Consider the following 13393-nt stretch of genomic DNA (forward strand, 5'->3'; position numbering starts at 1 on the left):
CATGCGCTTCCGCCACCCCGACGGCTCCACCGTCCACCTGGCCTACTGCACCAACGTCCACCCCGCCGAAGACCTCGACGGCGTCGTGGACCAGCTCCGCCACCACTGCGAGCCGGTACGCCGCCGCCTGGGCCGCGACCGGCTCGGCATCGGCCTGTGGCTGGCCCGCGACGCCGCCCGCACCCTGACCGCCGACCCGGCCGCCCTCCGCCGGCTGCGCACCGAACTCGACCGGCGCGGCCTGGAGGTCGTCACCCTCAACGGCTTCCCGTACGAGGGATTCGGCGCCCAGGAGGTCAAGTACCGCGTCTACCGGCCGGACTGGACGGAGACCGAGCGGCTGACCCACACCGGCCATCTGGCCCGGCTGCTGGCCGCCCTGCTCCCGGACGACGTCACCGAGGGCAGCGTCTCGACCCTGCCGCTCGCCTGGCGCACCCCGTTCGACCCCGCCCGGCGGCGGGCCGCGCTCGGCCACCTCACCACGCTCGCCACGCGGCTCGACGCGCTCCAGGACCTCACCGGCCGCTCGATCCGCATCGGCCTTGAACCCGAGCCGGGCTGCACCGTGGAGACCACCGCCCAGGCCATCGACGCGCTGACCGCGCTCCCCGAGGGACCGCCCCGGCGCCGCGTCGGCCTCTGCCTGGACACCTGCCACCTCGCCACGCAGTTCGAGGACCCGCACACCGCGACCGCCGCCCTCACTGCGGCCGGTGTGCCCATCGTCAAGGCGCAGCTCTCGGCCGCGCTGCACGCCGAGGAGCCGCACCGCCCCGCCGTACGCACCGCCCTGGCCGCGTTCGCCGAGCCGCGCTTCCTGCACCAGACCCGCACCCGCACCTCCACCCACGGCGTATGCGGCACCGACGACCTCGACCAGGCCCTGGCACCGGGCGGGCTCGACGCCACCGCCCCCTGGCGCTCCCACTTCCACGTGCCGCTGCACGCCCCGCCCGAGCCGCCGCTCACCTCCACCCTGCCCGTCCTCACCGACACCCTCGCCCGGCTGGTCGGCGGCCCGGCGCCGCTCACCCGCCACCTGGAGGTCGAGACGTACACCTGGCAGGCGCTCCCACCCGAGCTGCGGCCCCGCAACCGGGACCGGCTGGCCGACGGCATCGCCGCCGAACTGGCCCTCGCCCGCGACCTGCTGACCGACCTCGGCCTCAAGGAGCTGCCATGAGCGCCACGACAAGCCAGGGCCCCACCCCCCTCCTCGTCCTCGACGTCGTCGGCCTCACCCCGCGCCTCCTGGCCCACATGCCCCGGCTGCGCGCCCTGGCCGACTCCGGTTCGTACGCCCCCCTCGGCACCGTGCTGCCCGCCGTCACCTGCGCCGCCCAGTCGACGTTCCTCACCGGCGCCACCCCCGCCGAACACGGCATCGTCGGCAACGGCTGGTACTTCCGCGAACAGGGCGACGTCCTGCTGTGGCGGCAGCACAACGGCCTGGTCGGCGGCGACAAGCTGTGGGACGCGGCCCGCCGCGCCCACCCCGGTTACACGGTCGCCAACATCTGCTGGTGGTACGCGATGGGCGCGGACACCGACATCACCGTCACCCCGCGCCCGGTCTACTACGCCGACGGCCGCAAGGAGCCCGACTGCTACACCCGGCCGCCCGCCCTGCACGACGAACTCACCGCCGCCCTCGGCACCTTCCCCCTGTTCCACTTCTGGGGCCCGGGCGCCGACCTGGTGTCCACCCGGTGGATCATCGACGCGACCCGCCACATCCTGCGCCACCACCCCACCGACCTCACCCTCGCCTACCTCCCCCACCTCGACTACGACCTCCAGCGCTACGGCCCCGACGACCCCCGCTCCCACGCCGCCGCTGCCGCGCTGGACACCGCCCTCGGGCCGCTGCTCGACGACGCGCGGGCCCGGGGCCGCACCGTCGTGGCGCTGTCCGAATACGGCATCACCCGGGTGTCCCGCCCCGTGGACATCAACCGGGCGCTGCGCCGCGCCGGGCTGCTGGAGGTGCACACCCAGGACGGCATGGAGTACCTGGACCCGGGCGCCTCCCGCGCGTTCGCGGTCGCCGACCACCAGCTCGCGCACGTCTACGTACGCCGCCTCGAAGACCTGGCCGCCACCCGGGCCGCCCTCGACGGCCTGCCCGGCGTCGCCGAACTCCTGGACGACGAGGGGAAGAAGGCGCACGGCCTGGACCACCCCCGCGCCGGGGAGCTGGTCGCGGTGGCCGAGCCGGACGCCTGGTTCACGTACTACTACTGGCTGGACGACGCCCGCGCGCCCGACTTCGCCCGGCTGGTGGAGATCCACCGCAAGCCCGGCTACGACCCGGCCGAACTCTTCCTCGACCCCGTCGACCCGTATGTGCGCGTGAAGGCGGCCACCGCGCTGGCCCGCAAGAAGCTCGGGATGCGCTACCGGATGGCCGTCGTCCCGCTCGATCCGTCCCCGGTGCGCGGCAGCCACGGACGGCTGCCGGAGCGCGACGAGGACGGGCCCGTGTTCATCTGCTCCCGGCCCGGCGCCGTACCCGGCCGGGTGGCCGCCACCGACGTCAAATCGCTGCTCCTCCGCCTCGCCGGACCGCACACCACCGAGGACCACAACCGACAGGAGACACGCCCGTGAAGAGCGCCCCGAACCCGGAACTCGCCGCCGCCCTCCGCCGCCGCGGATTCCTCGGCGTCGCCGCCGGAGCCACCGCGGCCACCCTGCTCGGCACGACGCCCGCACAGGCCACCACGAGGGGGAAGCACGGTCCGATCGTCCCGCGCGGCCACCTCGGCATCCAGCTCTACACCCTCCGCGACCAGGTGCAGTCCGTCGGCTTCGCCCGCGTCTTCGAGGAACTGGCGGCCTACGGCTACGACCAGGTGGAGTTCGCCGGATACACCCAAGGATCGGCGGGCGCTATTACGCTCAAGCAGCTGAAGCGGCTGCTGCGGGACAACGGGCTGCGCGGCATCGGCAGCCACGTCGGCTACTACTCCGACGACCCGAAGGCGTACACCTTCGCCACCAACCTCACCAAGGTGCTGGACGAGGCCCAGGCCCTCGGCCTGCCGCACATCGGCACCGCGTCCGGCCCCTGGCGCTACGGCACGACGGTCGACGGCTGGAAGCGCTGCGCCGAGGACTTCAACACCTACGGCGCGGCCGCGAAGGCGCGCGGGATGAAGTTCTACCAGCACAACCACGCCGAGGAGTTCTCCTTCGCCACCGACCGGCCGGACGTCCGCCTCTACGACGTGCTGCTCGCCGAGACCGACCCGGAGCTGGTGCACCTGGAGATGGACATCTACTGGGCGTACGTCGCCCAGCACCGCTTCGGCAGACGGGCCGACGGCACCCCGGCGCCGTTCGAACCGCTCGATTACGTGCTGGCCGACCCGGACCGCTATCCGCTGTTCCACGTCAAGGACGGCGAGCGCGACGACACCGTCCCCGACGGCTACCGGATGGTGGACGTCGGGGACGGTGACATCGACTACGTACGGTTCCTCGGCAAGGTCGGCAGGACCCCCGCAGGGCGCCGGAACCACCAGTGGATGGTGGAGCACGACAACCCGGCGAACTCGCTCACCACCGCCCGCCGCTCCGCCCGCTACCTGCGCACGGGCCGGTGCGGCGACTGAGCGCGCGGAGGGCCCTCACACCGCCTCGCGGCTGATCGGCCGCGGGTTCGGGGCGATGTCCCGGACCCGCGGCCGGCCCGGCTGCCGCAGCAGCAGGGCGACGGCGGCCGCCACCATGGAGATGCCTCCGGCGAGCGCGTACGCCCCGTCGTAGCCCCAGTCGTCGACCACCATGGAGCCGAGCCCGCCGCCGAACAGCCCGCTGATCAGCTTTCCGCTGTAGACCAGGCCGTAGTTGGTGGCGTTGTAGTTCTCGCCGAAATAGTCCGGGGTCAGGGCCGCGAACATCGGGTAGAAGGCGCCGCCGCCGAATCCGGAGAGGAAGGCGAAGACCAGGAACAGCCACTCACTGCGGATGTTGCCCGCCCAGATCACCCCGAACTGCGCCAGCCCCAGCACCACGATGACGAACACCAGCGTCGTCTTGCGGCCCCAGAAGTCCGACAGCCAGCCCACCACCCCGCGGCCCACGCCGTTGATGACGGACATGATGCCCATCGAGGAGGCCGCGACCAGCGGGCCGAAGCCCACTTCCTTGGCGTAGTCGACCTGGAAGGAGATGCCGAAGATGGACACCCCGGCGGTCAGCACGAGCGAAAGCCACATCAGGGGCAGCATGCCCGAGCGGATGGCCTCCTTCGGGGTGTACTGGCGTACCGCGGGCGGATTCTTCGCCAGGCTCTTCGCGCCCTTGGCGTTGCCGCCGAAGGTGAGCGGATCGATGTGCACCGGCCACCAGTTCTTGGGCGGGTCCTTGAAGAACCAGCCGCAGACGGCGACGACGGCCAGCACGTAGACGCCGATGAAGTCGAGTATCCCGTGGTAATTGCCGGTGTCGAACCAGTAGTTGAAGATGAAGATGAAGGGCAGCGAGCCGTAGGCGAAGCCGCCGTTCACGAATCCCGTCTTCGCCCCGCGCCGCTCCGGGAACCACTTGCCCACCATGTTGATGCAGGTGGCGTAGACGAGCCCGGAGCCCAGCCCGCCGATCACGCCGAAGCCGCAGATCGCGGCGAAGACGTCGTCCAGGTGCGACAGGGCGAGGAACCCGACCAGGCAGAGCCCCGCCCCGGTCAGCATCGCCCGGCGGGCGGTCAGCAGGCCTCTCTCCCTTAACCAGCCGGCCGGAAAGGCGATGCCGGCCTGGAAGAAGACCCAGACGCTGAGGATCCAGAAGGTGTTGCTCTGGGTCCAGCCGTGGGCCTTGGAGAGGGTGTCCTCCGCCGAACCGTACGCGTACTCGGACACGCTGATGGCCATCATCGCGATCCACGGCAGATACACCATCAGCTTCCGGCTGAAGCCGAGAATGTCGCGGTCCGTCTCGCCGACGCGGTACACGCGCCCCTTACCGTCGTGCACTTCCCGGAAGGCGGCTGTTCCCTCCGGTCGTTCTTCTGTGCTCATGTGCGTCCCCTTGGCTTGGAAGTAACCCGGCCAGGCGCCCCCTGTTCCAGCCCTTCGTGCTGCGGAGAACGGGTGCGTTTACGTGAGCAGCCCCGCCGACCGGGCCCAGCGGTATTTCGCGCCGAGAGCGGCCACCGGCTTCTCCGTGGTGTACGGATAGGCGACGACGCCGCGCTCGAAGAGGTACTGGCTCGCCTCCTCGACCTCGGTGTCGCCCGCGAGCGAGGCCACCACCGGTTTCGCGATGCCGCGCTCCCGGAATTCCGCCACGATCCGCGCGGTCAGCTCGGCGAAGACCATGGGCGGGGTGACGATCGTGTGCCAGTAACCGAGGACGAGCGCGTGGATGCGCGGGTCCTCAAGGCCCAGTCGGATGGTCGCCTCGTACGTGGACGGCGGCTCGCCGCCGGTGATGTCCACCGGGTTCCCGGCCGCGCCGAACGGCGGGATGAAGCGGCGGAAGGCGGCGTCCAGGTCCGCGGGGATCTCCATCAGCGACAGCCCGTTGTCCACGATGGCGTCCGACAGCAGCACGCCCGAGCCCCCGGCGCCGGTGATGACGACGACGTTGTCACCCTGGGGCGTGGGCAGCACCGGCAGCGCCCGCGCGTACTCCAGCATCTCGTTCAGCCCCGGCGCCCTGATCACCCCGGCCTGCCGCAGGATGTCGTCGTACACCGCGTCGTCCCCGGCCAGCGCGCCGGTGTGCGACCCGGCGGCCCGCGCGCCCGCCGCCGTACGGCCCGCCTTCAGCACCACCACCGGTTTGCGCGGCACGGTCGCGCGCGCCGCCTCCACGAAGGCGCGGCCGTCCTTGAGGTCTTCCAGGTGCATCGCGATGCACTGGGTGTTCGGGTCCTCGCCGAACCAGGTCAGCAGATCGTCCTCGTCCACGTCCGACTTGTTGCCGAGCCCGACGATCGCCGAGACGCCGGTCTTCGTCGTCCGCGCGAAGCCCAGGATCGCCATCCCGATGCCACCGGACTGCGAGGTGAGCGCCACCGGGCCCTTGACGTCGTACGGGGTGCAGAACGTGGCGCACAGGTCCTGCCAGGTGGAGTAGTAGCCGTAGATGTTCGGCCCCAGCAGCCGCACGCCGTGCTCCTCGGCGATGGCCACGATCCGGTCCTGCAGCTCGTGCTCACCGGTCTCGGCGAAGCCGGACGGGATCAGCACCGCGTTCGGGATGCCCTTGCGGCCGACCTCCTCCAGCGCGGCCGGCACGAACTTCGCGGGGATCGCGAAGACCGCCACGTCCACCTCGCCCGGCACGTCCAGCACCGACGCGTACGCCTTGCGGCCCAGGATGTCGTCGGCCTTCGGATTGACCGGGTGGATCTCGCCGGGGAAGCCGCCGTCGATGAGGTTGCGCATCACCGAATTGCCGATCTTGCCCGGCTCGTTGGAGGCGCCCACCACCGTCACCGACCGCGGCCGCATCAGCCGCCCCATCGTGGCCAGGATCTCCTCGCGGGAGTAGCGGCGGCGGGCCGGTGGCCCGGCGTCGCCGATCAGCAGCCGTACATCGGCGGCGAGCACGCCGCTCCCGGTCGCGAACACCGGGTTGAGATCGACCTCGGTCAGTTCGGGAAAGTCCGTGACCAGGTTGGACACCCGGACGATCAGATCGGCGAGCGCGTCCCGGTCCACCGGCTCCCCGCCGCGCACCCCGCGCAGCACCTCGGCGGCCCGGATGCCGTCCAGCATCGACAGCGCGTCGTCCCGGCTCGCCGGGGCCAGCCGGAAGGTGATGTCCTTGAGCACCTCCACCAGCACCCCGCCGAGCCCGAACGCGACCACCTTCCCGAAGGTCGGATCGGTGACCGCGCCGACGATCACCTCCTGACCGCCGTCCGGGACCATCTGCTGCACCTGCACGCCCCGGATGCGGGCCGTCGGGTCGTACGCGCGGGCGTTCGTGACGATCGCGGTGTACGCGCCCCGCACCTCGGCCGCCGACGTCAGCCCCACCCGGACCCCGCCCGCGTCCGTCTTGTGGGAGATGTCCGGGGAGACGATCTTGAGGACGACGGGGAAGCCGATCCGGTCGGCGAGCGCCACCGCGTCGTCCGCGCACTCGGCCAGCCCCTCGGCCGGGGTCGGTATGCCGTACGCGTCGGTGATCCGCTTGCCCTCGGGCGCGGTCAGCGTGGAGCGCCCCTCGGCCCGTACGGCGTCCAGCACCGCGCGTACGGTCTGCGTGTCGTATGTGGTCACCGTCAGATCACCCCGTTCGTCTTGAGCAGCCGCATGTCCTCGTCGCCGAGCCCCAGCTCGCCGTATACGTCCGCGTTGTGCTCGCCCAGCAGGGGGGAGCGGTCGACCTGGACGGGGGAGTCGGAGAGCTTGAGCGGCGAGCCGACCGTGGTGAAGGTCCCGCGCTCCGGATGGTCGACGCGGACGACCATCTCGTTGGCCGCCAGCGACGCGTCCTCGACGATCTCCTTGGTGGACAGGATCGGCCCGCACGGGATGTTGTGGGCGTTCAGCTGCTCCAGCACCTCCCACTTGGGCAGCGTGCTGGACCACTCCTCGATCAGCTGGAACATCTTCGCCAGCTTCGGCAGCCGCGCCTCCGGAGTCGCCCACTCCGGGTCCTCGGCCAGCTCCGGGCGGCCGATCAACTGGGTGATCGGCTCCCAGCCGACCGGCTGCACGATCACGTACACGTAGTCGTTGGGGCCGCCGGGCGCGCACTTGACCGCCCAGCCCGGCTGTCCGCCGCCGCTCGCGTTGCCGCTGCGCGGCACCTCGTCGCCGAAGCTCTCGTTCGGGTACTCGGCGAGCGGTCCGTGGGTCAGCCGCTGCTGGTCGCGCAGCTTGACCCGGCACAGATTGAGCACCGCGTGCTGCATCGCCACGTTCACCCGCTGGCCGCGCCCGGTGCGGGTGCGCTGGTAGAGCGCGGCCAGGATGCCCGCCACACAGTGCACCCCGGTGCCCGAATCGCCGATCTGGGCGCCGGTCGCCAGCGGCGGCCCGTCCTCGAAGCCGGTCGTGGACATCGACCCGCCCATGGCCTGCGCGACCACCTCGTACGCCTTGAACTTGGTGTACGGGCCCTCGCCGAACCCCTTGATCGAGGCGTACACGATCCGCGGGTTGATCTCCTGGATGCGCTCCCAGGTGAAGCCCATCCGGTCCACCGCGCCCGGCCCGAAGTTCTCCACCATCACATCGCTGCGGCGGATCAGCTCGGTCAGGATCTCCTTGCCGCGCTCGGACTTGGTGTTGAGGGTGATGCTCCGCTTGTTGCAGTTGAGCATCGTGAAGTAGAGCGAGTCGACGTCCGGGATGTCGCGCAGCTGCTTGCGCGTGATGTCACCGGTCGGGGACTCCAGCTTGATGACGTCCGCGCCGAGCCAGGCCAGCAGCTGGGTGGCGGACGGACCGGACTGTACGTGCGTCATGTCGAGGACGCGGACGCCCTCCAGAGCCTTGGTCATGGTGGCGGGCCCCTTACTTGTACATGGTCTGGTTCATCGTTCCGGGGGCGTACGCGTCCGGGTCCACCCAGACGTTGATGAGCGACGGCTTGCCCGACTCGCGGGCGCGCCGCAACGCGGGCGCGATCCCGGCCGGGTCCCGTACCTCCTCGCCGTAGCCGCCGAGCATCCGCGCGAACTGGTCGTACGGAACGTCGCCGAGGGTGTTGCCGATCCGCTCCCGGGCGTCCCCGTACTTGGCCTTCTGGCCGTAACGGATCTGGTTCATCGAGGAGTTGTTGCCGACGATGCCGACGAACGGCAGATTGAAGCGGACCAGCGTCTCGAAGTCCCAGCCGGTCAGCGAGAACGCGCCGTCGCCGAAGAGCGCCACCACCTCCTTGTCGGGGCGCGCCTGCTTCGCCGCCATCACGAACGGCACCCCCACGCCGAGCGTCCCCAGCGGACCGGGGTCCATCCAGTGACCGGGCGTCCGGGGCTGCACGACCTGCCCGGAGAACGTGACGATGTCGCCGCCGTCGCCGATGTAGACCGAGTCCTCGGTCAGGAAGTCGTTGATCTCGCTGACCAGGCGGTACGGATGAATGGGGGAGGCGTCCGAGCGCAGCTGCGGCAGCCGCTTCTCGATGGCCGTCTGCTCGGCCGCGCGCAGCTCGTCCAGCCACTCCTTGCGCCGGCCCGCCCCGCCGTTGACGCGGCCGGACGCCGCCTGGGTGACGGCTGACAGAATCTGATGACTGTCACCCACTATCCCGAGATCAATATCCCGGTTCTTGCCGACCGTACGGTAATCCAGGTCGATCTGGACCACCGTCGCATCGGGGGACAGCCGCTTCCCGTACCCCATCCGGAAGTCGAAGGGCGTGCCGACGATCACAATCAGGTCGGCGCCTGCGAACGCGTACCGCCGGGACAGCTGGAAGTGGTGCGGATCCCCGGGCGGCAGCGTGCCGCGCCCCGCGCCGTTCATGTACGCGGGTACGTTGAGCGTCCGCACCAGCTCGATCGCGGCGTCGGTCGCCCGGCACGTCCACACCTGGCTGCCCAGCAGGATCGCCGGCTTCTCCGCGTGCACCAGCAGATCGGCCAGCTTCTCGACCGCCTCCGGATCACCCGCGTTGCGCGTCGACGCCCGATACGCGCCCGCCTTCGGCACCCGCGCCGTGCCGACCGGCACCTTGGCGTCCAGCACATCGCGCGGGATCTCCAGGAACGACGGCCCCGGCGCCCCGTGGAAGCACTCCCGGAACGCCATCGAGACCATGTCCGCGGCCCGCGCGGTGTCCGGCACGGTGGCCGCGAACTTCGTGATCGGCGCCATCATCTCGACGTGCGGAAGGTCCTGGAGGGACCCCATCTTGTGCTGCGTATGAGCCCCCTGCCCGCCGATCAGCAGCATGGGCGACTCGGCCCGGAAGGCATTGGCCACCCCGGTCACCGCGTCGGTGGTCCCCGGCCCGGCGGTGACCACCGCGCAGCCGGGCTTCCCGGTGATCCGGGCATAGCCGTCGGCGGCATGCGCGGCCACCTGCTCGTGGCGCACATCGATGACGTCGATGCCCTCGTCGACGCAGCCGTCGTAGATGTCGATGATGTGGCCGCCGCAGAGGGTGTAGATGACGTCAACGCCCTCCGCTTTGAGCGCCTTGGCGACCAAGTGCCCACCGGAGATGAGGTCCTGGCTGTCGTCGGGCATGGCGAATCGCGTCCCTTCGTAGGGGTCGGTGCGGTCTCGCGTTGGATTGCATACAGTCGACGTTATTCTGTATGAAGCCCGTTATCCCGCATCGGCGGATCGATGTCCAGGGGGCGTACGTCAATCGTTCGATCAAGTCCGCGCGCCCACCGCCGCGGCGACCCCGCCACCCTGTGTGACCCCCCCGTGCGCACGGCTCCGCCCGCCCCCGCGTCACCGCAGGTCGTCCCGGGCCCGGGCGCCACGCATACGGCGGTGAAACGCACTCCGAAACCTTGGTATCGTTGTCCATGTCGCCGCGGGCAACCGCGGGGCACACCTTGTCCGGGTGGCGGAATGGCAGACGCGCTAGCTTGAGGTGCTAGTGCCCTTTATCGGGCGTGGGGGTTCAAGTCCCCCCTCGGACACCAGCCAAGACCCCTGTCTATCAGGGGTTTTTCGCTTTTCTGGGCTGTGGCGTGACCAACCACGTGACCAACGGCCCAGCGAATCCCCAGGTCAGACCAGGGACGACAGGCCAAGTCGGCCCGCACCGGAGGCGGCCAGTCGGCGCGCTCCGTCCTTACGAGAGTGGCCGTACCGGGCCATGGTGTAGCCCGGCGAGTGATGCCGGACGTTGGCGGAGACCTCTACGGGGTTCTCCCCGGCCTCCAGATCGTTCGTGACCTTGCTGTGCCGCCAGTCGTGAATGCGGAAGTCCTCCGGCAGCCTTAAGCGACTGCGCAGGGTGCGCCAGCGTGCCGAGACCTTCTCGGGGTCCTGTGGTCCACCTGCCTCGCCCCGGTAGAGCTTGAAGCCGTCGCGGGCGAAGACAAGGTCATGGTCGACCCACCCGGCCCCGAGCCGTTCTCTCTCGGCGTCCTGGCGCTGCTTCTGCCACTTCAGGACGTTCATCACGGACTGGTCGACATAGATGACGGCGTTGTCGTCGCCGTCCTTGGTGAGCTTCCGCAGACGGTAGGTGTTGCCCTCCTCGATCACGACCCATCCCAGTTCGATGGCCCCTTCTTCCCAGCGGATGAGGGACCACTTCATGCCCAGAGCCTCACTGCGCCGGACACCCGTGGCCGCGTAGACGGTCCACAGTGGTGCGTCCCGAAGGCAGTGATGGGTCAGACCCCCGTCACAGGCCCGGTTGCCGCACGGCTCCCATACCGTCGCCAGGAACCGGCCGGTCTGGTCGTCGTCCAGCGTCGGGTACTTCTGTTCCTGGGCTCGTATCTGCCGGGCGGTGGGAGGGTGCGCGGTGGCTGCTGGGTTGGTGGGTATCAGCTTGGGCACCGCCGCCCCGAGAGCGCCGGACAGGATGTTGTGCACGTGCCGGACCGACTTCGCCCCCAAGGGCTCGCCCTTGTTGGTCGGGCAGGGGACGGATTCCAGGAGCCGGTACAGGTCGTCAAGGGTGTCGTCGGTGACCTCACACAGCTTGACACTGCCGATGTGCGGCTTGATGTGCAGGCGAACCTTCGTCTCGTACCCGGCCATGGTCGTTCCCTCCTTCCTGTGGTTCGCCAGCCACTTGTCCAGCCAGTCACCCAGCTTCATGTCCGACCGGGACGCGATCTTCCCGGCCTCGTGGTCGTTGTGCCACTGCCGCAGCGCCTTCTCTGCCTCGGTCTTGGTCTTGAACTCGCGGCCTATCCAGTAGCGCTCCTTCTTCCCGGTCGCCTTGTTGAAGTGGAGGGGCGTACGCACCCCCCACGTGTTGGGTCTGCCCTTGCGCGGGATCTCCACCGGAGTCCCCCCAAGTCCGTTACCGCGTTTCGCCACGTGTGTGGGTTGCCTCTCTAGTCGTTGCCCATGAGGTAGTCAGTGATCTTGTCGAGGTATTCGCCCGTGGTGATCTCCCTCCCCCTGGAGGTGAGTTGCCCTCCGGCCTTGCCGGGGACGGTGGTCAGCAGGTCCCGCTTCCGAGCCTCCTTCAAGTGGCCCCGGATCGTCTCGGGCCGCTTGTGGGTTAGTTCGGCCAGGTGTGCGGTGACGTTGGGCACGGCTTGAGCGACCGCCCGGACGTACGCCTCAGCCAGGAAGGCCAGGTAGGCGTCCGAGATGCCCTCAGCAGTCAGCAGCCACCGCAGAACCTCCCCTTCTGACTCCTGCGCTACGTCGTGTTCGGCGGCGGCCGGTCGGGCTGCCCGGAACTGCTCGCCCGCCTTCTTGAAGTCGATCTGCCGCAGCACCGTGGAAGCCACCCCGCCCTCCGTAGAGGCAGGGTCGGCGTTCGGGTGGGGAGTGATCAGTACGCGGGTAGGGCCGCTGGCCGGGTCGGCGTCAGCAGCCCACCGCATGAGTACGTGCCACGGACCTACGTTTTGAGTGATCTCGATACCTTCGCTCACACCCCCACCTTAGCACCCCGGGTCGTCACACCTAGGTTTGACAGAGAGGGTTGGTGGGCGTACTTCTGAGATCAGGCCGGACAGCAACGGGCGGGAGGTGCCGCCCACCGGCAGTAGAGGAGACGCGTTGACCAAGCTCATGACCGTGGATGACGTGGCGGCCTACCTGGGCAAGCCGCGTTCATGGGTGTATGGCAACTGGCGGCGAGAGCAGATCCCGTTCCGGAAGGTGGGTCAGGCGCTGCGCTGCCGTCCCGCCGATCTGGACCGCTGGCTGGACACCCAGGACGCCCAGTGAGCTACCACTTCGCGAAGGTCTACCGTCCGGCGCACTCGAACCCGGCTATTGGAAGCGCCGTACTGCACCTGGAAACCCGGATGTGGCTACTCGCCCTGGACCGGATGCAGCGCGGCGGGCATGCGCCGCTGAAGTCCGGGGAACTTCAGCTCATCCTGACCAACGACAAGGGGGAGGCGTACAGCCCGGGCCGCTACCGGCAGGCACGGCTGAACCTCACCAGGGCGGGGCTACTCGCGCCGTCAGCCTCGGCGCGCTGCCTACTCATCCCCAATGCGGTGGCGTCGATGGATGCTGCGTCAGGCGAGCGGGAAGAGTGCGCGACGCATGGCCATAACGTGCCTTGGGATGGTCGGCACAAGACGTGGCTGTTCACCACCCCGGAGCGGACACGGCGCTGGGAAGTCGAGTGCGACAACATCACCAGGGGCGGGCACCCCTTCCCTGCGGGGCAGTGGGCACGGGAGATTCGTTCGCACTCCGAGGGAAGCGTTAACGAAACGGAGCCCTCCGCCGTGTGATATCTAGGGCGAGTCCTACGCGTCTTCTTAAAAAGAGTTGATCTGAGCCGGGGCGGCCTGAGTCCC

General features: G+C 69.8%; 11 protein-coding genes and 1 tRNA gene. 6 read left to right on the forward strand and 6 right to left on the reverse strand.

Going from position 1 to position 13393, the window contains the following annotated elements; genetic code table 11:
* The first annotated feature begins 1 nt into the window (after position 1).
* The 3 genes from eboE to ABZ562_RS22000 are packed head-to-tail and all read left to right on the forward strand — an operon-like array spanning position 2 to position 3620.
* A complete protein-coding gene (gene eboE / locus ABZ562_RS21990; protein WP_361482202.1) occupies positions 2 to 1186 on the forward strand; it encodes a metabolite traffic protein EboE in 1185 nt (394 codons plus the stop codon).
* Complete coding sequence (locus tag ABZ562_RS21995) at positions 1183 to 2613, forward strand: nucleotide pyrophosphatase/phosphodiesterase family protein (RefSeq protein WP_361482205.1); 1431 nt, start codon at positions 1183 to 1185, stop codon at positions 2611 to 2613. The genes eboE and ABZ562_RS21995 overlap by 4 nt, the downstream gene beginning before the upstream one ends.
* On the forward strand, positions 2610 to 3620 hold the full coding sequence (locus tag ABZ562_RS22000) for a sugar phosphate isomerase/epimerase (RefSeq protein WP_361482208.1): 1011 nt from the start codon (positions 2610 to 2612) through the stop codon (positions 3618 to 3620). Before ABZ562_RS21995 ends, ABZ562_RS22000 begins: the two co-directional genes overlap by 4 nt.
* Before the next feature lie 15 nt (positions 3621 to 3635).
* Here ABZ562_RS22000 and ABZ562_RS22005 read toward each other — a convergent pair whose 3' ends face one another.
* From ABZ562_RS22005 to ABZ562_RS22020, 4 genes are all read right to left on the reverse strand, one after another.
* Complete coding sequence (locus ABZ562_RS22005; protein ID WP_361482211.1) at positions 3636 to 5027, reverse strand: OFA family MFS transporter; 1392 nt, start codon at positions 5025 to 5027, stop codon at positions 3636 to 3638.
* A 78-nt stretch (positions 5028 to 5105) separates the two neighbouring features.
* The gene (locus ABZ562_RS22010; RefSeq protein WP_361482214.1) at positions 5106 to 7244 is read right to left on the reverse strand and encodes an acetate--CoA ligase family protein; all 2139 of its coding nucleotides are present in this window, start codon (positions 7242 to 7244) and stop codon (positions 5106 to 5108) included.
* 2 nt (positions 7245 to 7246) lie between these two features.
* Positions 7247 to 8473, reverse strand: a complete 1227-nt coding sequence (gene frc / locus ABZ562_RS22015; RefSeq protein WP_361482217.1) for a formyl-CoA transferase — start codon at positions 8471 to 8473, stop codon at positions 7247 to 7249.
* A gap of 13 nt (positions 8474 to 8486) precedes the next feature.
* On the reverse strand, positions 8487 to 10169 hold the full coding sequence (locus ABZ562_RS22020; RefSeq protein WP_361482220.1) for a thiamine pyrophosphate-binding protein: 1683 nt from the start codon (positions 10167 to 10169) through the stop codon (positions 8487 to 8489).
* A 322-nt stretch (positions 10170 to 10491) separates the two neighbouring features.
* On the opposite strand from ABZ562_RS22020, the gene ABZ562_RS22025 reads away from it, so the two are divergent.
* A tRNA-Leu gene (locus ABZ562_RS22025) sits at positions 10492 to 10579 on the forward strand.
* Positions 10580 to 10667: 88 nt separating this feature from the next.
* Here ABZ562_RS22025 and ABZ562_RS22030 read toward each other — a convergent pair.
* On the reverse strand, positions 10668 to 11864 hold the full coding sequence (locus ABZ562_RS22030; RefSeq protein WP_361482223.1) for a tyrosine-type recombinase/integrase: 1197 nt from the start codon (positions 11862 to 11864) through the stop codon (positions 10668 to 10670).
* A 92-nt stretch (positions 11865 to 11956) separates the two neighbouring features.
* A complete protein-coding gene (locus tag ABZ562_RS22035) occupies positions 11957 to 12361 on the reverse strand; it encodes a hypothetical protein (RefSeq protein ID WP_361482226.1) in 405 nt (134 codons plus the stop codon).
* 274 nt (positions 12362 to 12635) lie between these two features.
* On the opposite strand from ABZ562_RS22035, the gene ABZ562_RS22040 reads away from it, so the two are divergent.
* Together ABZ562_RS22040 and ABZ562_RS22045 are read left to right on the forward strand one after the other, a co-directional pair.
* Positions 12636 to 12806, forward strand: coding sequence for a helix-turn-helix domain-containing protein (locus ABZ562_RS22040; RefSeq protein ID WP_361482229.1), 171 nt, complete (start codon positions 12636 to 12638; stop codon positions 12804 to 12806).
* The gene (locus tag ABZ562_RS22045; protein WP_361482232.1) at positions 12803 to 13327 is read left to right on the forward strand and encodes a hypothetical protein; all 525 of its coding nucleotides are present in this window, start codon (positions 12803 to 12805) and stop codon (positions 13325 to 13327) included. Before ABZ562_RS22040 ends, ABZ562_RS22045 begins: the two co-directional genes overlap by 4 nt.
* Positions 13328 to 13393: the final 66 nt, after the last annotated feature.

Source organism: Streptomyces sp. NPDC019937, assembly GCF_040631655.1.
Lineage (GTDB): Bacteria > Actinomycetota > Actinomycetes > Streptomycetales > Streptomycetaceae > Streptomyces.